The sequence below is a fragment of the Microbacterium sp. 1.5R genome (genome assembly GCF_001889265.1).
Taxonomy (GTDB): Bacteria; Actinomycetota; Actinomycetes; order Actinomycetales; family Microbacteriaceae; genus Microbacterium.
Genome location: NZ_CP018151.1, coordinates 2,881,151 through 2,903,821, shown reverse-complemented (window position 1 = coordinate 2,903,821; position 22,671 = coordinate 2,881,151). Strand labels below are relative to the sequence as shown.

Annotated in this window: 26 protein-coding genes; 20 read left to right on the top strand and 6 right to left on the bottom strand. The window is 69.5% G+C overall.

Annotated elements, in window-relative coordinates; genetic code table 11:
- Window positions 1-35: 35 nt before the first annotated feature.
- The 4 genes from BMW26_RS13990 to BMW26_RS13975 are packed head-to-tail and all read left to right on the top strand — an operon-like array spanning window position 36 to window position 3,544.
- Window positions 36-965, top strand: a complete 930-nt coding sequence (locus BMW26_RS13990; protein WP_072591769.1) for a WcbI family polysaccharide biosynthesis putative acetyltransferase — start codon at window positions 36-38, stop codon at window positions 963-965.
- Window positions 962-1,936 carry a hypothetical protein gene (locus BMW26_RS13985; protein WP_072591768.1) on the top strand — a complete coding sequence of 325 codons (975 nt, stop codon included), beginning with the start codon at window positions 962-964 and terminating at the stop codon, window positions 1,934-1,936. Before BMW26_RS13990 ends, BMW26_RS13985 begins: the two co-directional genes overlap by 4 nt.
- Window positions 1,930-3,234 carry a glycosyltransferase family 2 protein gene (locus BMW26_RS13980; protein ID WP_072591767.1) on the top strand — a complete coding sequence of 435 codons (1,305 nt, stop codon included), beginning with the start codon at window positions 1,930-1,932 and terminating at the stop codon, window positions 3,232-3,234. The genes BMW26_RS13985 and BMW26_RS13980 overlap by 7 nt, the downstream gene beginning before the upstream one ends.
- A 16-nt stretch (window positions 3,235-3,250) precedes the next feature.
- Window positions 3,251-3,544 (top strand): DUF7882 family protein, encoded by a 294-nt coding sequence (locus BMW26_RS13975; RefSeq protein WP_053097644.1) that lies wholly within the window; start codon window positions 3,251-3,253, stop codon window positions 3,542-3,544.
- 10 nt (window positions 3,545-3,554) lie between these two features.
- Here the strand turns inward: BMW26_RS13975 and dinB are convergent, their stop codons facing one another.
- A complete protein-coding gene (gene dinB, locus BMW26_RS13970) occupies window positions 3,555-4,751 on the bottom strand; it encodes a DNA polymerase IV (protein ID WP_072591766.1) in 1,197 nt (398 codons plus the stop codon).
- 60 nt (window positions 4,752-4,811) lie between these two features.
- Window positions 4,812-5,474, bottom strand: coding sequence for an arsenate reductase/protein-tyrosine-phosphatase family protein (locus BMW26_RS13965; RefSeq protein ID WP_332257619.1), 663 nt, complete (start codon window positions 5,472-5,474; stop codon window positions 4,812-4,814).
- A gap of 116 nt (window positions 5,475-5,590) precedes the next feature.
- Here BMW26_RS13965 and BMW26_RS13960 point away from each other — a divergent pair, with 116 nt between their 5' ends.
- From BMW26_RS13960 to BMW26_RS13945, 4 genes are all read left to right on the top strand, one after another.
- The gene (locus BMW26_RS13960) at window positions 5,591-5,851 is read left to right on the top strand and encodes a DUF6458 family protein (RefSeq protein ID WP_053097641.1); all 261 of its coding nucleotides are present in this window, start codon (window positions 5,591-5,593) and stop codon (window positions 5,849-5,851) included.
- Between the two features lie 7 nt (window positions 5,852-5,858).
- Window positions 5,859-6,533, top strand: coding sequence for a phosphatase PAP2 family protein (locus BMW26_RS13955; protein ID WP_072591764.1), 675 nt, complete (start codon window positions 5,859-5,861; stop codon window positions 6,531-6,533).
- Window positions 6,530-7,342, top strand: a complete 813-nt coding sequence (locus BMW26_RS13950) for a DUF1206 domain-containing protein (protein ID WP_053097639.1) — start codon at window positions 6,530-6,532, stop codon at window positions 7,340-7,342. Before BMW26_RS13955 ends, BMW26_RS13950 begins: the two co-directional genes overlap by 4 nt.
- Before the next feature lie 81 nt (window positions 7,343-7,423).
- The gene (locus BMW26_RS13945) at window positions 7,424-7,780 is read left to right on the top strand and encodes a hypothetical protein (RefSeq protein WP_053097638.1); all 357 of its coding nucleotides are present in this window, start codon (window positions 7,424-7,426) and stop codon (window positions 7,778-7,780) included.
- 66 nt (window positions 7,781-7,846) lie between these two features.
- On the opposite strand, the gene BMW26_RS13940 is transcribed toward BMW26_RS13945, so the two are convergent.
- Window positions 7,847-8,872: a zinc-dependent alcohol dehydrogenase family protein gene (locus tag BMW26_RS13940; RefSeq protein ID WP_056280243.1), complete on the bottom strand. Its 1,026-nt coding sequence runs from the start codon at window positions 8,870-8,872 to the stop codon at window positions 7,847-7,849.
- A 41-nt stretch (window positions 8,873-8,913) separates the two neighbouring features.
- Window positions 8,914-10,158: a multidrug effflux MFS transporter gene (locus BMW26_RS13935; RefSeq protein ID WP_072591763.1), complete on the bottom strand. Its 1,245-nt coding sequence runs from the start codon at window positions 10,156-10,158 to the stop codon at window positions 8,914-8,916.
- Window positions 10,159-10,260: 102 nt separating this feature from the next.
- On the opposite strand from BMW26_RS13935, the gene BMW26_RS13930 reads away from it, so the two are divergent.
- The 11 genes from BMW26_RS13930 to BMW26_RS13880 all read left to right on the top strand — a co-directional run bounded on the left by BMW26_RS13930 (window position 10,261) and on the right by BMW26_RS13880 (window position 19,459).
- A complete protein-coding gene (locus BMW26_RS13930; protein ID WP_072591762.1) occupies window positions 10,261-11,151 on the top strand; it encodes a helix-turn-helix transcriptional regulator in 891 nt (296 codons plus the stop codon).
- 107 nt (window positions 11,152-11,258) lie between these two features.
- Window positions 11,259-12,980 carry a DHA2 family efflux MFS transporter permease subunit gene (locus BMW26_RS13925; protein WP_072591761.1) on the top strand — a complete coding sequence of 574 codons (1,722 nt, stop codon included), beginning with the start codon at window positions 11,259-11,261 and terminating at the stop codon, window positions 12,978-12,980.
- Between the two features lies 1 nt (window position 12,981).
- Complete coding sequence (locus BMW26_RS13920; RefSeq protein ID WP_053097635.1) at window positions 12,982-13,437, top strand: MarR family winged helix-turn-helix transcriptional regulator; 456 nt, start codon at window positions 12,982-12,984, stop codon at window positions 13,435-13,437.
- Between the two features lie 124 nt (window positions 13,438-13,561).
- Entirely contained in the window at window positions 13,562-14,296 is a 735-nt protein-coding gene (locus tag BMW26_RS13915) for an ABC transporter permease (RefSeq protein WP_072591760.1), read from the top strand.
- Entirely contained in the window at window positions 14,293-15,063 is a 771-nt protein-coding gene (locus tag BMW26_RS13910) for an ABC transporter permease (RefSeq protein WP_072591759.1), read from the top strand. The genes BMW26_RS13915 and BMW26_RS13910 overlap by 4 nt, the downstream gene beginning before the upstream one ends.
- Complete coding sequence (locus tag BMW26_RS13905) at window positions 15,060-16,007, top strand: ABC transporter substrate-binding protein (protein WP_053097631.1); 948 nt, start codon at window positions 15,060-15,062, stop codon at window positions 16,005-16,007. The genes BMW26_RS13910 and BMW26_RS13905 overlap by 4 nt, the downstream gene beginning before the upstream one ends.
- Before the next feature lie 84 nt (window positions 16,008-16,091).
- Window positions 16,092-16,565 carry a MarR family winged helix-turn-helix transcriptional regulator gene (locus BMW26_RS13900; protein ID WP_072591758.1) on the top strand — a complete coding sequence of 158 codons (474 nt, stop codon included), beginning with the start codon at window positions 16,092-16,094 and terminating at the stop codon, window positions 16,563-16,565.
- A gap of 93 nt (window positions 16,566-16,658) precedes the next feature.
- Window positions 16,659-17,234 (top strand): NADPH-dependent FMN reductase, encoded by a 576-nt coding sequence (locus BMW26_RS13895; protein ID WP_072591757.1) that lies wholly within the window; start codon window positions 16,659-16,661, stop codon window positions 17,232-17,234.
- A 33-nt stretch (window positions 17,235-17,267) separates the two neighbouring features.
- Window positions 17,268-17,903 (top strand): DUF1684 domain-containing protein, encoded by a 636-nt coding sequence (locus BMW26_RS13890; RefSeq protein ID WP_056279558.1) that lies wholly within the window; start codon window positions 17,268-17,270, stop codon window positions 17,901-17,903.
- Between the two features lie 62 nt (window positions 17,904-17,965).
- Window positions 17,966-19,054 carry an alkene reductase gene (locus BMW26_RS13885; RefSeq protein ID WP_082297876.1) on the top strand — a complete coding sequence of 363 codons (1,089 nt, stop codon included), beginning with the start codon at window positions 17,966-17,968 and terminating at the stop codon, window positions 19,052-19,054.
- Between the two features lie 60 nt (window positions 19,055-19,114).
- Window positions 19,115-19,459: a cupin domain-containing protein gene (locus BMW26_RS13880; protein ID WP_053097626.1), complete on the top strand. Its 345-nt coding sequence runs from the start codon at window positions 19,115-19,117 to the stop codon at window positions 19,457-19,459.
- A gap of 19 nt (window positions 19,460-19,478) precedes the next feature.
- Here BMW26_RS13880 and BMW26_RS13875 read toward each other — a convergent pair whose 3' ends face one another.
- Window positions 19,479-20,882: a threonine/serine ThrE exporter family protein gene (locus BMW26_RS13875; protein ID WP_053097625.1), complete on the bottom strand. Its 1,404-nt coding sequence runs from the start codon at window positions 20,880-20,882 to the stop codon at window positions 19,479-19,481.
- A gap of 66 nt (window positions 20,883-20,948) precedes the next feature.
- A complete protein-coding gene (locus BMW26_RS13870; RefSeq protein WP_056279560.1) occupies window positions 20,949-21,293 on the bottom strand; it encodes a DUF7882 family protein in 345 nt (114 codons plus the stop codon).
- A gap of 192 nt (window positions 21,294-21,485) precedes the next feature.
- On the opposite strand from BMW26_RS13870, the gene BMW26_RS13865 reads away from it, so the two are divergent.
- Window positions 21,486-22,670 carry an alcohol dehydrogenase catalytic domain-containing protein gene (locus BMW26_RS13865; RefSeq protein WP_072592351.1) on the top strand — a complete coding sequence of 395 codons (1,185 nt, stop codon included), beginning with the start codon at window positions 21,486-21,488 and terminating at the stop codon, window positions 22,668-22,670.
- The last annotated feature ends 1 nt before the right edge of the window (window position 22,671 follow it).

Here is a 22,671-nt window from a genome sequence, read left to right as displayed (position 1 = left end):
ACGACTGATGCGATCGAAGGGGGTACGTTCGAATCATGAGCCACGATCCCGAACCGCGCACGGGCGTTGCGCCGACCGGCTCCGTGGTGCTAGCGCGTCAGAGGCACTACTCGGAGTTCTACGGGCTCACCCCGCTTCCCGAACGATTCGGCGTCGTCCTCGGCAACTGCCAGGCCGAGTCGCTGCGCGTGGTGATGGATGCGCCGGAGCACCGATTCGTGCGCGTCCCCGCCGTGCACGAGATGACCGCCGCCGACGCCGCGCGCCTGCACGAGATCGCCGGCCTCGCCGACGTCGTGGTGAGCCAGCCGATCCGCGACGACTATCGCGATCTGCCGCTGGGGACGCAGCAGATCGCCGCGGTGACCGATGCCCGGGTCATGACCGTGCCCCCGGTGCGCTTCGCCGGACTGCATCCGTTTCAATCCGCCTTCCGGGTTCCCGGCGTCGAAGGAGATCCGCCCGTCGTGGCGTACCACGACGTGCGCACTCTCGCCGCCGCCGCGGGCATCCCCGTCGTCGCCGCGCTCGCGCCCGCTGAGGTGCGGGCCGTGGGACAGACGTCGATCGACACGCTGCGCCTGCGCGAGCAGACCGCCGACGTGGCGGTCTCCGACCTCTTCGACTCCGTCACGGCCGATCACATGCGCACGGTCAATCATCCGGGCGATGCGGTGTGGATGCCGTTGGGTGCCCGCATGCTCGAGATGCTCGGCCATACGGGCGGCCCGACCGACCCCGGGCGCCCGCTGCTGAACTCGGTGCGCGCGCCGTTGGAGCCGGAGGTCGTCGACGCGTGGGGGCTGGCGGACGAGCCGCGCGCGCACTGGATCGTCGACGGCGTTGCGGTCGACGACGCCGAGGTGCGTGCCGCTCACCGCGAGTGGTACGCCACGCACCCGGAGTTCGTCGACGCCGCCGTGACCCGTCTCGCGCCCCTTCTCGACGTCTGGCGAGCACGATGAGCGTCACCCCGCTGCTGCTCGTCCACCCTGGGACGCACGGCGTCGCCATGTACGGACGGCAGATGGCCGATGCGGTCCGCGTCGCGGACCCGTCGATCCGCACCGTGGAACCGCACGGCCTGGATGCGGACGACGACCGCGCCCCGTTGCACGTGCACTTCACCGACCGGCTCTGGGGGCGCTCTCCCGAGGAGGCGGCGCAGGCGTTCGGAGACCTCGCCGCCGGGCGCGCGATCAGCGTCACCCTGCACGATGTGCCGCAGGCGTCGGACGGCGAGCGCAACCTGCCACGGCGGCGGGCCGCGTACGCGGCGGTGGCGGCGGCGGCGCGTGGAGTGGCGGTGAACAGCGACCACGAGCGTGCGCTGCTGCGCGAGGAGCGGGTGTGGACGGGCCCGGCGGTGAGCATCCCGCTGCCCGTCGAGCTGCGGCCCGAGGTGCCGCGGACGCCGGCTGACGCGTCGATCGGAGTGCTCGGCTACTTCTACCCGGGCAAGGGACACGACGAGGCGGCCCGCGCAGCCGCGTCCGCGGGCATCACGAGGATGACGGTTCTCGGCCGGGCGTCCGACGGCCACGCCGCGGAGCTCGAGGAGTTCGTCCGTCGCGCGGGCGCCCTCGGGGTCGAGGTCGACGTGACGGGCTGGCTCGACGACGAGGAGATCGCCCGGCGGGGACGCGTGGTGTCGGTGCCGGTGATCGCCCATCGCCATGTGTCGGCGTCGGGGTCCCTCGCATCGTGGATCGGCTGGGGGCGCCGTCCCGTCGCCGTGCGCAATCGCTACATGGACGAGATGGCGGCGCTGCGTCCGGGAACCGTGCAGACCGTCGACGGATCAGAGCTCGCCACCGCGGTGCGGGCGGCGTTCGAACGACCCGAGAGGACCTGGCACGGACTCACTCGGCTGCCGATGTCGTGGCCGGACGCGGCGGAGGCCTACGTGCGCTGGTGGGGCGGGCTGGCGTGGTGACACGGCGCCCGTGGGTCGTCGGCAACAGGTGGGACTCGCTCGACGGGGTCCGGCCGCAGACGCTGCCGAAAGTGTCGGTGATCGTCGCCCACTACGAGCAGCCCGGGGAGCTCGCCCGCACGCTGTCGGCGCTGTCGACGCAGGACTATCCGCGCGAACTCCTCGAGATCGTCGTCGCCGACGACGGCTCCGCCGGGGATGTCCTCGTGCCGCCGGGGGTCACCCTCGTGCGGCAGGAAGACCGGGGCTTCCGCCTCGCCGCTGCACGCAATCTCGGCGCACGAGCGAGCACCGGGGACGTGCTCTGCTTCCTGGATGCCGACACCGCCCCGGAACCCGGGTACGTGCGGGCGCTCACCCGTCTTCCGGCGCTGCTTCCCGAGGCGGTCACGGTCGGACGGCGTCGCCACGCCGACTTCTCGGGCATCGATGCGGAGACTCCCGTGACCGGGGCGGTGATCGGCCGGGAGCTCCCGGAGCCGGCCTGGCTCGCCGAGGAGTACGCACGCAGCCGTGACCTGCTCGACGCCGACGACCGCTCGTACCGGTTCGTCATCGGCGCGGTGATCGCCTGCTCGCGTCGCCTGTTCGAGGAGACCGGCGGCTTCGACGAGTCGTTCTCGACCTACGGCGGGGAGGACTGGGAGTGGGCGCATCGGATGTGGCAGGCCGGCGCCGTGCTGGCGCACGTGCCGACGGCCGTGGCCTGGCACGACGGGCCCGAGTGGGCCGAGCGCACGGATTCCGGGCTCGAGCGCGCGAACGCCCAGACCATGACACTCGTCTCGTCGATCCCGGTCGACGGCTCGGCTCCGCGGGGACTGCTGTCGGCGGTCCCGGATCTCGTCGTCCGGCTGCGCGGCACGCACACCCGGGAGGCGCTGTTCATCGCGGTGGACTCGATCCTCACCGCGTTCCCGCGGTCGCGCGTGATGCTCGATGCGACGTCCGGACTCGACATCGACGACCCGCGCATCGTGATCGACGGCGACGAGCCCGAGGCCAGGGTGCTCTGGGAGCTCGACCGCCCGGTCGTGGTCCTCGAGTCGGCAGGGATCGCCGAGCTCGTCGCGGGCCTCGGTGCGGGTGACGTCGGCACCGTCGATCTCGTCGACTCCGCCGGCTCGTCCGCCGGTGTGCTGCACTCGCGACGAGCGCTGCGGCGAGCCGCGCGATGGGGCACGGCAGAGGGATTCGAGACCCTGACCGTCCGTGCGGAAGGCGTGCATCTGCTGCGCTCGAACCCGCACGTGGAGGCATGGGTCGGAGGGTGGGGCGGTCCCGATCGGTTCCGCTGAGCGTACAGTTCTCATCATGGGGAAATTGGAGTACAACAGCTCGCGGCCCGCGATCGAGATCGAGGACGCCACTCTGGCGCACGTGAAGATCGTGATCGGCACGAAGCTGCGCCGCAATGAGAGCTTCATGATGACCTGGCTCTCGAAGCCCGAGGCATCGTCCGGCCGCATGACCATCTGGGTGCACCCCAGTATCCCGTTGGTGCTCGAGTTCGATGACCCGACGATGCCCGCGATCGACCCCAAACGGGTCGCCCACATGATGGATCAGCTGAACTCGCGCGGCGAACTGGTGCTCGACCAGCTCTGACGTCGAGCGCTCACTCGTGCTCGGGGAGGATCGGACTCGACCACCCCGGGTCGCGCCCCAGCTGAGCGGCGCGCGAGACGGATGCCGCGCCGAAGCGACCGCGCAGGGTGTCGAGCACCGTGTCGAGCCGTTCGTCGTCGCCCCAGTCGATCGGCAGTTCGGGTGGCGCGTTCTCGGCGCGGTCGAGCTGCGACAGCGAGATCCCGATGAGGGTGATGCCCCGCGCCTCGATCTCGGGCCAGGCCGCGGCGAGCAGGGTCCGCGCGACGTCGAGCAGGATCGCGGTGCGATCGGTCGGCGCCCGGAGAGAGCGTGATCGGGTCGCCTTGGCGAAGTCCCCGTAGCGAAGGCGCAGCACGACCGTGCGGCAGACGCGCTCGCCGTCGCGGAGCCGGCGGGCGAGCCGGTCGATGATCTGCGTGAGGAAGAGGTCGAGCTCGTCCGCTGTGCGGGCGCGCGAGCCGAGGGCGCGCTGCGAGCCGATCGAGCCGCGGCGCCGGGTCGTGTCGACCGGGCGCGGGTCGCGCAGGCGGGCGAGGGCGTGCAGGTGCGAGCCCGCAGCTGTGCCCAGCACCCGCTCGGCCGTCGCCGCTTCGAGCTCCGCCAGCTGACCGACCGTGTGCACCCCGTAGCGGTGCAGCTTCTCGGCCGTCACCGCCCCGACGCCCCACAGGCGCTCGACCGGCAGCGGCAGCAGGAACTGCTCTTCCCGGTCGGGTTCGACCACGAGCAGCCCATCGGGTTTGCTGACCGCGCTGGCGACCTTGGCGAGGAACTTGGTGCGCGCCACGCCCACCGAGATGGCGAGGCCGACCTCTGTGCGCACCCGATTCCGCAGCCGCACTGCGACCTCTTCGGGGGTGCCGACGATGCGCCTCAGCCCACCGACCTCGAGAAAGGCCTCGTCGATCGAGAGGCCCTCCACGAGCGGGGTCGTGTCGCGGAAGATCGCGAACACGTCCTTGCTCGCCGCCGAGTACGCCTCCATGCGCGGCGGGACGACGACGGCATCCGGGCAGAGCTCGAGCGCCTGGCGACCGCCCATCGCAGTGCGCACCCCTCGGGCCTTGGCCTCATAGCTCGCCGCCAGCACCACGCCGCCGCCGACGATGACGGGCCGGCCGCGCAGAGCAGGCGCATCGCGCTGCTCGACCGAGGCGTAGAACGCGTCGAGATCGGCGTGCAGCACGGTGGCTTCGCCCCGCATCGTGTTCTCCCGTCGACGTGCAGATCGTCGCACGGGCCGGGGACATCCGGGCCGGGGCTGTCAGGCCGCGATCAGCCGCGACGACAGCGCGCGGATCCTCTTGCAGAGCGTGTCGAAGGCGCTCTCGAAGGCGGCGGCCGTGCCGACCCTGGCAGGATCCCGCACGGACCAGTGCAGGTCGTCGCCCGTGAGCATCCGCTCGTGCGCGTCGTCGCACACCGTGATCACCAGGTCGTCGTCGGTGCGCACCTCGTCGACGTGGCGGGGTGGCCGGGCCGGGTCGATGATCAGCCCGTGGCGTTCGGCTGTCGCCAGCGCCTGGGGGTTCACCGCGGAGGCGGGCTGGGTGCCGGCGGAGGCCACGTCGATCGCGCTCATGTCGCGCCAGATGACCTCGGCGAGCTGCGATCGTGCCGAGTTCGCGGTGCACACGAACAGCACCCGGCGCGGGGGAGCGACGCTCGGCGGTGCGAGCGTGTCGAACACCTCGGGGCGGAGCCCGATGTAGCTGCGCCGCCTGTCGAACTCCGAGCGCGTGCGCGTGATGATGCGCGCGGACTCGAGGACGCCGAGATGGTGGGCGATCAGGTTCGATCTCAGGTCGAGCGTCGTGCCGATCTCCGACGACGAGAGGTCGCCGAGGGTGAGCAGGTCGACGATGCGCAGGCGCGTCTGATCGGCGAGTGCGGCGAAGATCGCCACGCGGCGTTCGAGATCAGTCATCGTTCCCATCCATATCACGGGATGATGGACGTGTCCACGGGTATTGACTCAATCGGTGTTGACCATATTCTGGTCGTCGCGAGACCGCGGACGCGGTCTCGGAGAGGAATGGACATATGGGCATCGGCAGCGGCATCGCGCTCTTCGTCATCGGAGCGATCCTGGTCTTCGCACTCAACATCGACACCGGCGGCTACGTCGATCTCGATCTGATCGGCTACATCCTCATGGGCGCAGGAGTCGTCGTCTTCCTGATCAGCCTCATCCTCACGATGCGCAGCCGTCGCACCGAGACCGTCGACCGCACCGCCGTCGACCCGGCGACCGGCGACCGCGTGACCCGTCGCAGCATGCGCGACAACGAGCCCCTCGCCTGATGTCGGCGTGACCGAGGTGCAGCGCGGCACCGGCGCGATCGTCGTCGGTGTCGCGGCGACCCTCGCCTTCGTCGTGCTGCGGGCGGTGGTCGCCCTCGGCGGTCACGAGCCGCTCGCGATCGACGTCTGGTGGCACGACCTCATGGTCGCGCTGACCAGCGACATCTGGGTCGTCGTCGCCTGGGTCCCGGCGGTGGTCGGCGGCACCATCGGCATGATCGTCGTCGGAGCGCTGCTGATCGCTGCGCTCATCTGGCGCGGTCGGAGGTGGGATGCCGCGACGCTGGCGATCGCCATGGTCGCCGTCGTGGCGATCGGCGCGACCATGGCGGCAGTGATCGGGCGCACGCGACCGGCGGACTCGCTCGCCGAGAGCGTCGCGACGTCCTTCCCATCCGGGCACACGGCTGTCGCCACGACCGTCGTGGTCGTCCTCGCACTCGTGCTCCGTCGTCGATGGGTCTGGGTCGTGGGCATCGTGTGGGTGCTCCTCATGATGTGGAGCCGCACCTACCTGCATGCCCACTGGCTCAGCGACGTCGTCGCGGGAATGCTCGAGGGCGTCGCCGTCGCGACATTCGTCTGGGCCTGCATGGAGGCGATCCGTGCGCGGCGCCTCGCGTCTGCGACCCCCACTCCCGACACCTCCGAAGAACCGATCGAAAGCACCGTGAATCCATGAACACTCGCGACTCGGCCGCCTCCACCGCGAGAGCCGCCCAGGACTCGACCGCCTTCCGCGTCCTCGCGCGCGTCGGCTACGTCGTGCTCGGCATCCTGCACATCCTCATCGGGGGCATCGCGATCTCGATCGCGACCGGCGGTGGCGGCGAGAACGCCGATCAGGGCGGTGCCATGCAGCAGATCCAGGAGTCTCCCGCCGGCGTGTTCCTGCTGTGGCTGATCGTGCTCGGCCTGCTCGCTCTCGCGATCTGGCAGATCGCCGAGGCGGTCGTCGAGCGCGATCCCGACGCGAAGAAGAAGTGGGCGCACCGGGCGAAGTTCCTCGGCACGGCTGTCGCCTATCTCGCGATCGGCGCGACGGCTCTGGTCTATGCGCTCGGGGGCCAGTCGCAGTCGTCCGAATCCTCCCAGTCGTTCAGCGCGAAGCTGCTCGCGGTGCCGGCCGGCGTCGTGCTCCTCGTGCTCGTCGGACTCGGAGTGGCGGCCGTCGGCGTCGCCTTCGTCGTCCGGGGCATCACGCGCGCGTTCATGGAGCATCTGTCCGTGCCGTCCGGAAAAGCGCGATCCGGCATCGCCGCCTTCGGAACGGCCGGCTATGTCGCCAAGGGCATCGCGGTCGGCGTCGCGGGTGTGCTGTTCGTCATCGCGGCGCTCACGCATGACCCCGAGACCGCCGGCGGCCTGGACTCGGCGCTGCGCGCTCTGGCCGGACTCCCGTTCGGCGCCGTCATCCTGTGGGTGGTCGGTGCCGGCCTCGCTCTGTACGGCCTGTTCTGCTTCGCCCGCGCCCGCTACGCCCGGATGTGAGCTGACCCCGCCCGCATATCGAACCGTGCGCCGCCGCGCAACCCTGCACCGCGGATCGGCCGAGTCGGCCAGGATGGATCCATGAAGATCGTCTCGTACGCAGGCCAGCAGCTGGTGACCACGGATGACGTGGCGGACTCTCTCGTGACTCTCGCCGCAGCCGTCGCCAAAGAGGGGGAGGCCGACGCCGTCGAGATCCCCATCCTCGTCGGCGGGCGCGAGGACTGCGCCGACCTCGTGATCGGCGTGGGCAACGACCTGCTGGTCGGGCCGCACGAGTTCGATGACGACGAGCCCGACTTCAGCGAGCACGCGGCGAAGCTGCAGGCGCACCGCCTCTACCCCGATTCTCCGGACTCGGGAGAGCACGGCGGCCACAGCGACTGGTACGTCGATGTGGACCTCGACCTCGACGGCTCGGCCGCGGCGGCACGCTGACCGCGAGGTTCCTTCGCCGACGGCGGAGGGCACGAGAAAGGCGCCCGCCGCCGTCGGAGGTTCTGATCAGTCGGTGGTGAGCAGCACCTTGGTGGCGCGGCGCTCGTCCATGGCCCTGTAGCCCTCGGCCGCCTGCTCGATCGGCAGCGTCAGATCGAAGACGGCCCCCGGATCGATCTGATCGGTCATGATGAGGTCGATCAGCTGGGGCAGGAAGCGGCGCACCGGCGCCGGCCCGCCCAGAAGGCTGACGGTCGAGAAGAACAGGTCCAGGCCGTCGAGCTCGACGCCGTGGCTCACGCCGACGTACCCCACGTGTCCACCCGGACGCGTGGCGTGGATCGCCTGCATCATCGACTCCTGGGTGCCGACCGCCTCGACGGTGGAGTGGGCGCCGTACCCTCCGGTGAGCTCCTTGATCTTCGCGACGCCTGCGTCGCCGCGCTCCTCGACGATGTCGGTGGCCCCGAACTTCGTCGCCAGAGCCTGACGGTCGGCGTGGCGGGACATCGCGATGACCCGCTCGGCTCCGAGCTGCCTGGCCGCGAGGATCGCGAGCAGGCCGACGGCTCCGTCGCCGACCACGGCGACGGTCTTGCCCGGCCCCGCCTCGGCGGCCACGGCGGCGAACCATCCGGTGCCCAAGACGTCGGATGCCGCGAGCAGGCTGCGCGTCTGCGCGGGGGTCGGATCGCCCTCGACGGCGACGAGAGTGCCGTCGGCGAGAGGGATGCGGGCGTAGTCGGACTGGGTGCCGACGCCGCCCATCATGACCTGGTGGATGCAGCGCGACTGGAATCCCGCCTGGCAGATCTCGCACGTGTTGTCGGACGCGACGAACGATCCCACGACGAAGTCGCCGACCGCGATGTCACGGACCTCGTCGCCGACCTCCTCGACGACGCCGATGTACTCGTGACCCATCGGTGTGGGGTGGTCCACCGGCTCGATGCCGCGGTAGGGCCAGAGGTCCGAGCCGCAGATGCAGGCGGCGGTGACGCGGATGACCGCATCCGTCGGCTCGACGACGGAAGCGCGGGGGACCTCCTCGACGCGGACGTCTCCGGGGGCGTGCATGACGACGGCGCGCATGGTGCGGGTGCTGACGGTGTCTGTGCTCATGATGTTCTCCTTCAGTGGGTGAGGGCGGCGGATGAGGTCGTGTGCGGCGAGTGCCGTGGCGTGCGCCCGCGTGCGGTGCCGATCAGCACCAGGGTGACGGCCGCGAGCACGGTCGCGGAGACGGTGACCACGCCGAGCGGCAGGATGCTCAGGGCCCCGGCGACGCCGACGAGCGGGGCGGCGATGCCCCCGAAGCCGAACCGCACCATCCCGAGAAGCGACGAGGCGGTGCCGGCGATCTGCGGGTATCCGACCAGAGCGAGGGTCGTGGCCGGGGGAGACGAGATGGAGACGCCCGCGGCGAGGGCGAACAGCGACGCGAGCACGACCCACAGCGGCATCGTCGTGAGTCCGGCGGCGAGCAGGCCGAGAGCACCGGCGGTCGCGACCACGACACCGGCGGCGAGGACGGCGTGCACGTGCCCTCGTTCGGAGAATCGGCCGGCCAGGTGGCCGAAGACCATGAATCCCGCGGAGTTCGCGCCGAACGCGAGGGCGTAGCCGAGGGGCGACAGGCCGTAGATGTCCTGCAGCACGAACGTCGCGCCGGACAGGTAGGCGAAGAGCGCGGCGTACATCAGCCCCTGATTCAGGACGGCGCCGACGAAGACGCGGTCTCGCAGGAGCGTCCGATAGTCGCTCAGGGTGCGGGTCAGACCGCCGGTCGTCCGGGCCTCGATCGGCAGGGTCTCCCCGAACCGCGCGAGCGCGATGATCAGGATGGCGGCGCCGATGACGGCGAGGAAGACGAAGAGTCCCCGCCAGTCGATGATCGTGTTGAGGAGGCCCCCGAGCAGCGGGCCGACGATCGCCGCGAAGCCGCCGACGACGGTGAGCCGCGCGTAGAAGCGGATCAGCGTCCCGCCGGAGAAGACGTCACGCCCGGCCGCCTGGGCGATCACGATGCCGACGCCGCCGGCGAGTCCCTGCACGAATCGGGCGGCGATCAGCAGCTCGACCGTCGGACTGATCGCGCACAGCATCGACGTGACGATGTACGCCACGATGCCGATGAGCAGGACGCCGCGGCGGCCGTATCGATCCGACACCGGCCCGGCGATGAGCTGACCGGCCGCCAGACCGATGAGGCAGGCGGTCACGGTGAGCTGCGCGACCGACGTGGCGGCGCCCAGCGCTGCCGTGAGGGCCGGAAGAGCGGGCAGATAGAGGTCCATCGAGATCGGCCCGAAGACGGTCAGCAGAAGCAGCAGGGCGGGGAGCACCCGGTCGACGGAGGGGCGGGCTGCGGATGTCATGCTGTCCACTCTGCGCCTGTCGGGTGCTCCGAGGGAGTCCCTGTCGAGGGGTGTACTGCGAGAACCTCCCTGCGAAGCACGGTCGGGGGTAGCGTCCTGAGCATGGACAACAGATCCGAGGTCCGCGAGTTCCTGATGACCCGCCGCGCGCGCGTCGCGCCCGAGTCGGTCGGCATCCCGGCCGGCGGGAACCGACGTGTCGCCGGCCTGCGGCGCAGTGAGGCCGCAGCGCTCGCCGGAGTCAGCGTCGAGTACTACGCGAAGCTCGAGCGCGGCGCGATCGCCGGCGCCTCCGCCGCGGTGCTCGACGCGCTCGCGTCAGCCCTTCGACTCGACGACGCCGAGCGCGCGCATCTGCTCGATCTCGCCCGCGCCGCCGACGGCATCCCGTCGAGCGGCCGCTCGCGTCGCCGGTCGGCGAAGCCCGGGGCTGCACGACCCAGCCTGCAGTGGGCGCTGTCGTCGATCACCGATGCGATCGCGTTCGTCCGCGACCCCCACCAGAACCTGGTCGCCACGAACGATCTCGCCCGAGCCTTCTATTCGCCGGTGATCGGCGACGGCGGCCGCACCCCGAATCTCGCGCGCTTCCAGTTCCTGGACCCGGCAGCGCACGACTTCTATCCCGACTGGGATCTCTTCGCCGAGATGTGCGTCGCGATCATGCGAGCCGAAGCCGGGCGGGATCCGCACGACAAGGGTCTGCAGGATCTCGTCGGCGAGCTGTCGACGCGCAGCGAGACGTTCCGCCGGCTGTGGGCGGCGCACGATGTGCGCATCCACGGCGCGGGCACGAAGCGGTTCCGGCATCCGCTCGTCGGCGAGCTGACCCTGGCGTATGAGGAGCTCGCGATCACCGCCGAGCCGGGCAACGTGCTGCTGATCTACTCGGCCGAGCCGGGCTCGCCCTCGGCCGAGCGTCTCGCGCTGCTCGCGTCGTGGTCTCTGGACCAGCGCGTCGTCGAGCCGACCAGGGACGAGAGCCGCGGCTAGCGTCCCACTCCATCGACAGATGGTTGCCTCCGGTCTACAGTTGCACTTTCGCAACCAATAGGCGTATAGTTGACTCTTATCAACTTTCTACACAGGAGCTCTCCACTGTGACACACATCTCACCCACCTCCTCAGGCGACGCGGTGCGCTCGCCTCGCGAGGTCTTCACCGCGATCTCGGGCCTCGTCGTCGGCATGTTCGTCGCCGTGCTCTCGGGCACCGTGGTGTCGACCTCCATGCCGGTCATCATCGCCGACCTCGGCGGCACCCAGTCGCAGTACACCTGGGTCATCACCGCCAGCCTCCTCGCGACCGCCGTCTCGACCCCCATCTGGGGCAAGCTCGCCGACCTCGTCGATCGCAAGATCCTCGTGCAGCTGTCGCTGATCATCTTCACGGTCGGCACCGTGATCGCCGGCTTCTCGACCGACACCAACATGCTCATCGCGGTCCGCGTGATCCAGGGCATCGGCGTCGGCGGACTGATGTCGCTCGTGATGATCGCGGTCGCCCTCATCATCTCGCCGCGCGAGCGCGGCAAGTACATGGGCGTGGTCGGCGGAATCATGGCCCTCGGCACCATCGGCGGCCCGCTGCTCGGCGGACTCCTCACCGACGTCTGGGGCTGGCGCTCCAACTTCTTCGTCGGCGTGCCCTTCGCCATCCTCGCCCTCCTGCTGCTGCAGTTCACCCTGCACCTGCCCAAGCCCCAGCGCGACCGCAAGGTGTCGATCGACTACTTCGGCATCGTGCTGCTCGCGGTCGGCGTCTCGACCCTGCTCATCTGGGTCTCGATGGGCGGCAGCCAGTTCGACTGGGACTCCTCGACCAGCATCATGCTCGCCGTCACCGCGGGTGTCGCGATCGCCGCGTTCATCACCGTCGAGTTCTTCGTCAAGGAACCGATCGTGCCGATGTCGCTGTTCCGCAACCGCACCTTCACGCTGTCGGTCATCGCGTCGATCGCCATCGGCGTCTCGATGTTCGCGACCTCGGTGTTCCTCGCCCAGTACTTCCAGCTCGCCCGCGGTGCCACACCGACCGAGTCCGGCCTCATGACGATCCCGATGATCGTCGGACAGATGGGTGCGTCGATCATCATCGGCCAGCTCGTCAGCCGCTTCGGCAAGTGGAAGGGATGGATGCTCACGGGCTCCGTGCTGACCACGATCGGCGTCAGCCTGATGGCGACCCTGCGCTACGACACCCCGTTCCCGCTGGTCGCGACCTACATGTTCGTGCTCGGCGCAGGTCTCGGCATGGTCATGCAGAACCTCACGCTCATCGTGCAGAACGACACCGCGCCGCAGCAGCTGGGCGCCGCCTCGTCGAACGTCAACTTCTTCCGCACGATCGCCGGCACCATCGGCGTGACGGTCATGGGCGCCTCGCTCTCGACCAGCGTCGGCAACTACATCTCCGACGCGCTCGAGGGATTCACTCCCACGACGCCCGATGAGATCGACGCGCTGAAGCACCTCGCCTCTGGCGATGTGCCCAAGGTCACGCAGCTGCCCGACACGATCCGCACGATCGTCGAGGGAGCCTACGGCCACGGCATCGCGGATGCGTTCATCATCGCCATTCCGCTCGCAGTGATCGCCATCATCGCGATCGCGTTCATCAAGAACAAGCCGCTGTCGACGAAGAACGCCGCCGAGCAGCTGCGCGAGCAGGCCGAGGAGTCCGTTCTCGAGGTCTCCGAGGCCGAGGTCGGCGCCACCATGTCGACCGGAGCCATCCGCATCTCGGGCACCGAGTCCGCCTCACCCTCGACCGGCTCGGTGACGACCGTGCTCGAGCGCGACGAGCGGGAGTCGGGGCGCTGACATGGTCACCTCCGAAGCGGCGGCGCCCGCCGACGTCGACACCGCCCTCGGCGACCTCCAGACGCATCTGAACCTCATCTTCGCGAGGACTCGGACGCTCTGGAGGGAGTCGGCGGCGCGCATCGACCCCGAGCTGCAGGTGGGCGGCTACAAGCTGCTGACCTTCATCGATCGGGCGGGCTCCGCCAGCGCTCACGAGCTCGCCGAGCGCTTCGAGATGGACAAGTCCGTCATCAGTCGCCAGGTGCGGATGCTCGAGGAGCTGGGCCTGATCGAGTCGAGGCCGGACGAGCGTGACGGCCGGCTGCGGGTCCTGACGGCGACGCCGTCGGCCTGCTCCGCCCTCACCGAGCTGCGCAGCGACCACGCCTCGCGCCTGCGCACGGTCGTGGCCGAGCTCACGCAGGACGAGATCCACGCGGCATCCAAGGTGTTCCGTCTGCTCTCAGAGGTCTGACCGAGAGCCCGGGCCGATCACGCGACGTGTCGGCCCGGGTTGTCGAGAGCGATATTCTGTGGTTCAGTCGAATGTCTTGACTTCGCGATTCGGCGTCCCAAGACCGTAAAGAACGGTACTTCGGATGAACTGGATCGCCTCCAACCTCGGATTGATCGTCGATCTGACGATCAATCACGTGCGTCTGGCGATCATTCCGATCATCCTCGGCTTCCTGATCGCGGTGCCGCTGGGCTGGGTGGCCAGCCGCAATCGCGTCGCCCGGACGTTCATCATCACGACGGGCAGCCTGCTCTACACGATCCCGTCCCTGCCGCTCTTCGTCATCCTGCCGGTCATCCTCGGCACCCGGATCCTCGATGACACGAACCTGGTCGTGGCGCTGACGATCTACGCGGTCGCGATCATGCTGCGCTCGGCGACCGACGCCTTCGGATCGGTCGATCGGTCGATCATCGAGTCGGCGAAGGCCATCGGCTTCTCGCGCAGCGGCCGGTTCTGGCGCGTCGAGTTCCCTCTCGCCGGGCCCGTGCTGATCGCCGGCCTCCGCGTGGTCTCCGTGTCGACCATCGCCCTCGTCTCGGTGGGCGTGATCATCGGCTCGGAGAATCTCGGCTACCTCTTCCAGAACGGCAAGCAGCGCGGCATCCTCGAGGAGGTCGTCGTCGGGATCGTCATGAGCCTGCTCATCGCTCTCGTCTTCGACCTGATCCTCGTGGCGATCGGGCGGGTCCTCATGCCCTGGAGCCGCGCCGCCGGCGTGCGCGGCACGAGCGGCGCACCGACCGACCCCGACCCCGCGACCGACAGTGTCAGCACCCGTCGAGTGCTCGAGCCCCCGGGGGCCGGTGTCCGATGAACTTCTTCCTCGACGCCATCGCCTGGATCCTCGACCCCGCCAACTGGGTGCCGGGCTCGCAGAGCCCGCTGCCCATCGGCGACCGACTCGTCGAGCACCTCATCTACTCGGGCGTCTCGCTCGTCATCGCGATGCTGATCGCTCTGCCGCTCGGCTTCTACATCGGGCACACCGGGCACGGTCGCCAGTTCGTGATCGGCTTCACCGGTGCGATGCGCGCTCTCCCGACGCTCGGGCTCCTGTTCTTCCTCACGATGGTGCTGCGCTCCGGTCTCAGCACCACTCCGGCCGTGCTCGTCGGCTCCGTCGTCGCTTTCGTGCTGCTGGCGATCCCGTCGCTGCTCGCCGGTGCCTACGCCGGCCTCGAGAGCGTCAGCCGCGAGTCGATCGATGCGGCGCGCGCGATCGGGATGACCGAGATGCAGATCCTCCGCAAGGTCGAGATCCCACTCGGGCTGCCGGTGATCATCGGCGGGATCCGCTCGGCCACGCTGCAGGTCATCGCGACCGTGACGATCGCGTCGTACGTCGGACTCGGCGGCCTCGGGCGGATCATCTCGTCGGGCATCGGCCTCAACGACTACACCGTGATCCTCGGCGGGGCGCTCCTGGTGACCGTTCTCGCGCTGAGCGTCGACGGCGTCTTCGCGCTCCTCCAGCGCCTCACCCGTACTCGGGGGCAGACGAGCCGTCCCCTCCGCAGTGTGCAGCGAAACAGGTCGGAGGCCGCTGTGGCGCCGATCGTCGACGAAAGGACCCCCGCATGACCTCTCGAGCCCGTAAGACCTGGCTGACGGCCTGCCTGCTCGCCGTCAGCACCACCGTCGCGCTCGCCGGCTGCGCGACCGCCGACCCGACGTCCTCGGGCGGTGACGCCGCCGAGGGCGACGCGATCGTCGTCGGCTCCTTCGCCTTCCCCGAGAGCGAGATCCTCGGCGAGATCTACGCGCAGGCGCTCGAGGCCGAGGGCTTCGACGTCTCGACCAAGTTCAACATCGGTCCGCGCCAGCAGACGATCCCCGCGCTGCAGGACGGGTCCATCAACCTCATCCCGGAGTACAACGGCAACCTGCTGGCGTACTACGACACGGCGTACGAGGAGCGGACGACCGAGGACGTCGATGCGGCGCTGCCGGATGCGGTGGGCGCGGACGACCTGCAGGTGCTCGACTCGGCCGAGGCCGAGGACAAGGACGCCTACGTGGTGACGAAGAAGACCGCCGAGGACAACGACCTGACGGCCATCGGCGACCTGAAGGCTCTCGAGCCGTTCTCCCTGGCGTCGAACCCGCAGTTCGGCGAACTCGGCTACGGGATCCCGGGGCTGCGCGACGTCTACGGCGTGGGCGTCGAAGCGGGACAGGTCACGTTCGTCCCGTACGAGGACTTCGGCGGTCCCGACACGGTGCAGGCGCTCGTCGACGGCACGGTGCAGGTGGCCGACATCTACACGACGTCGCCGGCGATCAAGTCGGAGGACCTCGTCGTCCTCGAGGACCCGGAGAACATGATCTCGGCGCAGAACGTCATCCCGCTGCTCTCGAAGGACATCTACACCGACAAGCTCGCCGAGGTGCTCAATGCGATCTCCGCGAAGCTCACCACCGACGACCTGATCGATCTGCGCGAACGGGTCGAGGGCGACGAGAAGGCGTCGGCCGCGACCGCGGCGGAAGAATGGCTCACCACCGCAGGTCTGCTCGACAAGTGATCGTGCGAACGGATCGCGAGTCGGTGATCTGATCGAAGCCCCGCCGGCACAGCGCCGGCGGGGCTTCATCGTAAGCTGGCGAGCATGAGTGCCTCGTCCGACGAAGTCGCCCCGATAGACGGCGCCGCAACCCCTGACCTCGATCAGGCGATCTCGAGGGTCGAGCACGAGCTGGGCAGGCTCTTCGCCCGCATCCGGGTGAGCTGGCGCGAAGCCGCGACCACCGTGCACCCCGACCTGCAGCCTCTCGGATACCAGGTGCTCACGTCGATCGCCACCGGCAAGGCGACCTCGGCCGGCGCGATCATCGAGCGCCTGCAGACCGACAAGTCGGCCGTCAGTCGGCACGTGCGCCAACTCGAGCAGCTCGGTCTCGTCGAGAGCGTCCCCGACCCGGACGATCGCCGCGCGCGGGTGCTCGTCGCCACGGAGCTGGCGCAGGAGCGAGTGGCCCTCGCCCGCGCTCGGTACGAAGAGCGCCTCGGCGAGAGGCTGCGCCGCTGGACGGCCGAGGATCTCGACCACTTCGCGGAGCTGCTCGCCGCCTTCGGCGACTGAGCCGAAGCGCGGCGGCCCGTTCGCCACGGGGGCTGGACGCAGACGCGAGCCCGGACGAGACTGATCTCACGACTACGGGAATGAGGAACAGTCATGGCATACAGGGTCGGATACTTCGTCGGAAGCCTCTCGTCCACCTCGATCAACCGCATCCTCGCGACGGCGCTGATCAGGCTGGCGCCGGATGATCTCGAGTTCTTCGAGATCCCGATCCGAGACCTCCCCCTCTACAGCCAGGACTATGACGCCGACTACCCCGCGGTGGCCGTCGATCTGAAGGAGTCCATCGCCTCGGCTGATGCGGTGCTCTTCGTGACGCCCGAGTACAACCGCTCGATCCCCGGCGGCCTCAAGAACGCGATCGACTGGGCGTCGCGGCCGTGGGGGCAGAACTCCTTCGACCACATCCCCGCCGCGGTGATCGGCGCCTCGGTGGGCGCGATCGGCACGGCGGTCGCCCAGCAGAGCCTGCGCGGGGTGCTGAGCTTCTGCAACGCCCGTCAGATGACGGCGCCCGAGGCCTACATCCAGTTCTCGCCCGACACCTTCGCCGATGACGGGACGGTCCACAACGCGGGCACCGCGACCTTCCTCCGCGACTACCTGGTCGAGTTCCGAGACCACATCGAACGCGTGCTCACGGTGCTGCCGCGCGACACCGACGTGTGAACCCGGGGGCGCGAGCCGCGTAGCCTGAACCACATGACGCTCACGAAAGCCCGCACCGCCGCAGAGGTCGTCGACTGGCGACGCCGTGTCTTCGCCCTCTACGACGCCGTGCGTCGGGCGGACTCCGCCGAAGACGCGCACGAGCTCTGGCGCATCGAGCGCGACGACCTGCTGCTGCACCATGCGGCGACCCCGCTGATGGCCGACGATCGACCGCTGTTCGAAGGGCTCCCGATCGCGTCGTACGATCCGCAGTGGCGCTTCGAGCTGCCGATCCTCGAGGCCGAGCCCGGGGGCTTCGAGTTCGCGACCGGCACCGACGGCGTGGTTCCCTTCGAGCGCATCGGCAGGGTCGAGGTCCCCGACACCGGGTCGCTCGACGTGTGGCGTCTGACGACCTACGGCGGCGGGATCTTCATCCCCGTGCGCGACGCTCTCGCCGGTCGTCCGGGAGGAACCTACGGAGGCGGCCGCTATCTGATCGACACGATCAAGGGCGCCGACCTCGGGTCGGATGCCGAGCGCGGCACGATCGTGCTCGACTTCAACTTCGCCTACAACCCCTCGTGCGCCTACGACCCGGCGTGGGCCTGCCCGCTCGCCCAGCCGGGCAATGTGCTCGAGGTCGCGGTGCCCGTGGGGGAGATGTACGGCCGCGTCGCCGACTGAGCATCCGGTCTGCATATCTCCGCAGGGGAATACTCGGCACCCCAGGGCGCTTGTCCCTGAGCGTGACCCTCTTCGAATCGGCCGTCTTCGGCGCCCTCCCGCTGTCCAACCGCGTCGTCATGGCGCCGCTCACCCGCACCCGTGCGGACGACGACGGTGTGCCCACCGAGACGATGGTGGAGTACTACCGCCAGCGCGCGGGCCAGGGTCTCATCATCTCCGAGGGCACGTGGCCGGCCGCCGAGGGCAAGTCGTACTCCGGGCAGCCCGGCATCGTCACTCCCGCGCAGATCGACGGATGGCGGCGGATCGCCGACGCCGTGCACGAGGCCGGCGGCACGATCGTCATGCAGCTGATGCACGGCGGCCGCGTCTCGCACCCCGAGATCTCCGGTGAGCCGCGTGTCGTGGGCCCGAGCGCGCTCGCCGCCCCCGGCCAGACGCACACCCCGGTCGGCAAGGTCGACATGCCGGTCGCTCACGCTCTCACGCTCGACGAGATCCCGATGGTCGTCGAGCAGTTCGTGCAGGCCGCACGCAACGCGATCGCCGCGGGCTTCGACGGCGTCGAGGTGCACGGCGCGAACGGCTACCTCGTGCAGGAGTTCCTCTCGCCGGTGTCGAACATCCGTGACGATCAGTACGGCGGATCGCCCGAGAACCGCGCGCGGTTCGCGATCGAGGTCACGTCGGCGGTGGCTGAGGCGGTCGGGGCCGACCGCACCGGCATCCGTCTGTCGCCGCAGCACAACATCCAGGGCGTCCTCGAGGAGGACGACGCCGACGCACTCGCCACCTACCTCGCCGTCGCCGAGGGCCTCGCACCGCTCGGCCTCGCATTCATCGACGTGCTCAGTGCCGTGCCGACCAGCGAGCTCGTGCAGCGCATCCGCCGCACGGCGGGTGCCCCGCTGATCGTCAACTCCGGATTCGCCGCGCAGACCACCCGCGACGAGGCCGAGATGCTCGTCTCGGAGGGATGGGCCGACGCCGTGGCAGCAGGTCGTCCGGTGATCGCGAACCCCGACCTCGTCGAGCGCTGGCGTCAGGACGCCGAGCTCAACGAGCCGCGCCCTGCGCTGTTCTACGGACGCACGGCCGAGGGATACACGGACTACCCGTCGCTCGAGACCGTGCGCGCCGACGCCTGACGCGCGCGGCTGCGCGAAGTACCCCTGTCGGCGCGGAATATCGGGGCGTACTGTGACCGCATGGTCACCGACGATCCCACTGTCACCAACCCCGATCACTACCGCACGCTCTGGGAGAACGATCTCGTGCGCGTGCTCGAGTACACGGATGAGCCGGGCGACCGCACGACTCCTCACGATCATCCGAACAGCGTGATGGTGACCCTCAGCGATTTCTCGCGCCGTCTGTCAGCGGGGGAGCGCACCTTCGACACGTCGTTGACCGCGGGTCAGGCCGTCTGGCTGCCGGCCCAACGCCACTGGGGAGAGAACACGGGGGCGACGTCGACGCACACCATCCTCGTCGAGTTGAAGGGCGACGCCGCGGGGGAGCCCGGCGGCGGCGCGCTCGGACCCCAGGTCTGAGGCGCTCGCGTCGTTCGGCTCAGCGCCGGACGACCCGCGCCCGGTTCTTCGCGACGCTGCTGAGGGTGGCGCGCACGGGCGTTCCCAGATACAGGCCGAGCGATGCGCCCGAAGCCAGTGCGATTCCGATCACCGCGGCATCGACCAGAGAGCCGCCGATGCCGACGACCCCGGATGCCGACCCTGCCGCGTGGATCATCTCGAGCAGGCCCTGGAACACCGCGACACCGGGCACGAGCGGCACGATCGCGGCCGTGGTGACCGCGACCGACGGGACGTGCAGCTTCACCGCGATCAGCATCCCGATGAAGCTCGCGAGCAGGGCGCCGATCGCGCTCGCCGCAGCCGGATGCAGGTTCAGACCGACCATCGTCGAATAGCCGGCGATGGTGACGGCGCTGAGCAGCGCGCTGACGAGGATGATCCGAAGACCCGCGCCGTTGAAGACGGCGACGGCGATCGCGATGATGATCGCCCCCGCGAACTGGTTCAGGAGCGGACCGAACGGGGCCGGGTCATCGGGCAGACCCATCGTGAAGCCGAGCACGCTGCCGAGTTCGAGGCCGACGAGGATGCCGATCACGACTCCGAGCGTCTGCATCGTCAGATCGAGGATGCGTCCGCCTGCGGTGAGCGCGAATCCGTCGATCGCATCCTGCGCGGCCCCCACCACGGTGAGTCCGGCGAGCATGAGCACGATTCCCGACGCGACGATGATCGATGGTCGGATGCCGACGAAGGGCTCGATGCCGGCGGCCCCGAGGGCCGAGACGGCGACCGCGACGACCGTGGTGACGAACCCTCCGGCGATCTGACTGAAGAACAGCGGAACGCGCACGCGCGCGAGGCCGGCCTGGGTCAACGCCGCGCAGAGCGCCGCGATGAACGTGAGCCCGACGATGAGCGGCGAGGCCCCGAGCATGATGCTCACTCCGACGGCGAGCAGCGCTCGTGCCACGATGACCACCGGCTGCTGGTAGCCGAAGGGCACGCGCCGCAGGGCGCGGAACGTCGAGCGGGCCGATTCGAGATCCAGTCCGTCGTCGATGTCGGCGACCAGGGCCTGCACTCTCTGCAGCTTGGCGTGGTCGGGGGCGGCGACGCGCACGACCCGCACGAGCGTCTCGGGCCAGACCTCGCCGCTCAGGTGGAACGAGACCGTGATCGAGTTGTAGGTGACATCGACCTGCACGTCCCGCATGCCGTACGCGGCGCAGATGCGGGTGATGGCGAGCGTGACCTCGTGCGCCGAGGCGCCGACCCCGAACATCGATTCGCCGATGCGGGTCGCGAGGTCGAGCACACGCGGCACGGTGCGTTCGTCGATGATCGGCATCGCCTCGGTGTGGGCGACGGACGAGGGATCGGTGTGCAGGATCCTGCGCACGGAGGCGAGCAGTCGCCGCTGGGGATTCGGGGACACGATCCCATTCTTCCTCCTCGCGACCGGTGCATCCGACGCCGCGAGGACTGGGGAGGAGAAGATCCGTCAGGCCTGCGCCGGAACCTCGACGCGCTCGACCGGCGGCGCCGTGCCTTCGGCCGGCTCGCTCACCAGGCGCAGACCGCCGGGGGCGTTCGCCGTGAACGCCAGCGCTTCGATCCACGCGCGGTTGATCTGCGGCTGACGGCTCCCGCTGTACTTGAAGACGAGGGAGCTGCCGGCGTGCACCCAGACAGTCGTCCGACCGCCGCCGACAGTCATGTCCTCGCGCCAGGAGAACGAGAAGGGCTCGCCTCTCCTGAGCTTCGCCGTCATCACGAGCTGCAGGTGCGTGAGCGCCCTGTCCTCGATGTCCGATTTGACGGTGCCCTCGTAGATGAATTTGCCCATGATGATCTCCCCAGTACGCCACAGTGCCCGCGAGACGAGGCGTATCGAGTGATCACCGATGGTGGATCCAGTTTCCCATATTCCGATGTGCAGCGCGCCTGGCGTACGTTCAGGAACCGCCTGTCAACCCTCTGTCCCTTCGCGCGCCGTCGATGGAAGGTGGCCCTTCGACACGTAACGAGGAGGATGACGATGAAGGCACTCACCTGGCAGGGAACGCGCAACGTGGCGGTCGAGGAGGTACCGGATCCGACCATCGAGCACGCCACCGATGCGATCGTCCGGATCACCTCCTCGGCGATCTGCGGTTCCGACCTGCACCTCTACGAACTGCTCGGACCGTTCCTCGACAAGGGCGACATCCTCGGCCACGAGCCGATGGGGGTCGTGGTGGAGGTGGGCAGCGGTGTGCGCGACCTCGCGGTCGGCGATCGCATCGTCATCCCCTTCAACATCTCGTGCGGGCACTGCTTCTTCTGCCTGCGCGGCCTGCAGTCGCAGTGCGAGACGACGCAGGTGAAGGAGTACGGCAGCGGCGCCGCGCTGTTCGGCTACACCAAGCTCTACGGCCAGGTGCCGGGCGGGCAGGCCGAATACCTGCGCGTCCCGCTCGCCGACTACAACCACATCAAGATCGCGTCCGATCTCCCCGATGAGCGGTACCTGTACCTCAGCGACATCCTGCCGACGGCCTGGCAGGGTGTGGAGTACGCGAACGTGCCGGAGGGCGGGACGCTCGCGGTGATGGGGCTCGGCCCCGTCGGGCAGTTCGCAGCCCGCATCGGAGCGCACCGCGGATACCGGGTGCTGGCCGTGGACCCGGTCGCGGAACGCCGGGAGATGGCGGCACGCCACGGAGTCGAGGTCTTCGACCTCACGGATGACGTCGTGGCCGAGCTGCGCGACCTCACCGACGGACGCGGCGCGGATTCCGTGGTCGACGCCGTAGGCATGGAGGCGCACGGCAACGCCGGCGTCGCCCTCGTGCAGAAGGCCGTCGGACTGCTGCCGGATCCGGCCGCCCGCGCCGTGTTCGACAAGGCCGGGATCGACCGACTCGCCGCCGTGTACGCCGCGATCGACGTCGTGCGCCGGGGTGGCATGGTGTCGCTCAGCGGCGTCTACGCGGGCGATGCCGACATCCTGCCGATGAAGACCCTGTTCGACAAGCAGATCGGCATCCGTATGGGCCAGTGCAACGTGAAGCGCTGGACCGACGATCTGATGCCGCTCGTCGAAGACCTCTCCGACCCCCTCGGCGTGATGGATCTGATGACCCACGATGCCCCGCTCGAGGATGCGCCGGAGCTCTATCGCACCTTCCAGCGCAAGGAGGACGGCTGCATCAAGGTCGTGCTGCGACCGTCTGCCGCGTGAG

Coding starts and splice junctions, on each gene's coding strand:
- BMW26_RS13990 (WP_072591769.1), top strand. CDS start 36: ATGAGCCACGATCCCGAACCGCGCACGGGCGTTGCGCCGACCGGCTCC.
- BMW26_RS13985 (WP_072591768.1), top strand. CDS start 962: ATGAGCGTCACCCCGCTGCTGCTCGTCCACCCTGGGACGCACGGCGTC.
- BMW26_RS13975 (WP_053097644.1), top strand. CDS start 3,251: ATGGGGAAATTGGAGTACAACAGCTCGCGGCCCGCGATCGAGATCGAG.
- dinB (WP_072591766.1), bottom strand. CDS start 4,751: ATGCGGGGCGAAGCCACCGTGCTGCACGCCGATCTCGACGCGTTCTAC.
- BMW26_RS13965 (WP_332257619.1), bottom strand. CDS start 5,474: ATGACTGATCTCGAACGCCGCGTGGCGATCTTCGCCGCACTCGCCGAT.
- BMW26_RS13960 (WP_053097641.1), top strand. CDS start 5,591: ATGGGCATCGGCAGCGGCATCGCGCTCTTCGTCATCGGAGCGATCCTG.
- BMW26_RS13950 (WP_053097639.1), top strand. CDS start 6,530: ATGAACACTCGCGACTCGGCCGCCTCCACCGCGAGAGCCGCCCAGGAC.
- BMW26_RS13945 (WP_053097638.1), top strand. CDS start 7,424: ATGAAGATCGTCTCGTACGCAGGCCAGCAGCTGGTGACCACGGATGAC.
- BMW26_RS13940 (WP_056280243.1), bottom strand. CDS start 8,872: ATGCGCGCCGTCGTCATGCACGCCCCCGGAGACGTCCGCGTCGAGGAG.
- BMW26_RS13935 (WP_072591763.1), bottom strand. CDS start 10,158: ATGACATCCGCAGCCCGCCCCTCCGTCGACCGGGTGCTCCCCGCCCTG.
- BMW26_RS13930 (WP_072591762.1), top strand. CDS start 10,261: ATGGACAACAGATCCGAGGTCCGCGAGTTCCTGATGACCCGCCGCGCG.
- BMW26_RS13920 (WP_053097635.1), top strand. CDS start 12,982: ATGGTCACCTCCGAAGCGGCGGCGCCCGCCGACGTCGACACCGCCCTC.
- BMW26_RS13915 (WP_072591760.1), top strand. CDS start 13,562: ATGAACTGGATCGCCTCCAACCTCGGATTGATCGTCGATCTGACGATC.
- BMW26_RS13910 (WP_072591759.1), top strand. CDS start 14,293: ATGAACTTCTTCCTCGACGCCATCGCCTGGATCCTCGACCCCGCCAAC.
- BMW26_RS13905 (WP_053097631.1), top strand. CDS start 15,060: ATGACCTCTCGAGCCCGTAAGACCTGGCTGACGGCCTGCCTGCTCGCC.
- BMW26_RS13900 (WP_072591758.1), top strand. CDS start 16,092: ATGAGTGCCTCGTCCGACGAAGTCGCCCCGATAGACGGCGCCGCAACC.
- BMW26_RS13895 (WP_072591757.1), top strand. CDS start 16,659: ATGGCATACAGGGTCGGATACTTCGTCGGAAGCCTCTCGTCCACCTCG.
- BMW26_RS13890 (WP_056279558.1), top strand. CDS start 17,268: ATGACGCTCACGAAAGCCCGCACCGCCGCAGAGGTCGTCGACTGGCGA.
- BMW26_RS13880 (WP_053097626.1), top strand. CDS start 19,115: ATGGTCACCGACGATCCCACTGTCACCAACCCCGATCACTACCGCACG.
- BMW26_RS13870 (WP_056279560.1), bottom strand. CDS start 21,293: ATGGGCAAATTCATCTACGAGGGCACCGTCAAATCGGACATCGAGGAC.
- BMW26_RS13865 (WP_072592351.1), top strand. CDS start 21,486: ATGAAGGCACTCACCTGGCAGGGAACGCGCAACGTGGCGGTCGAGGAG.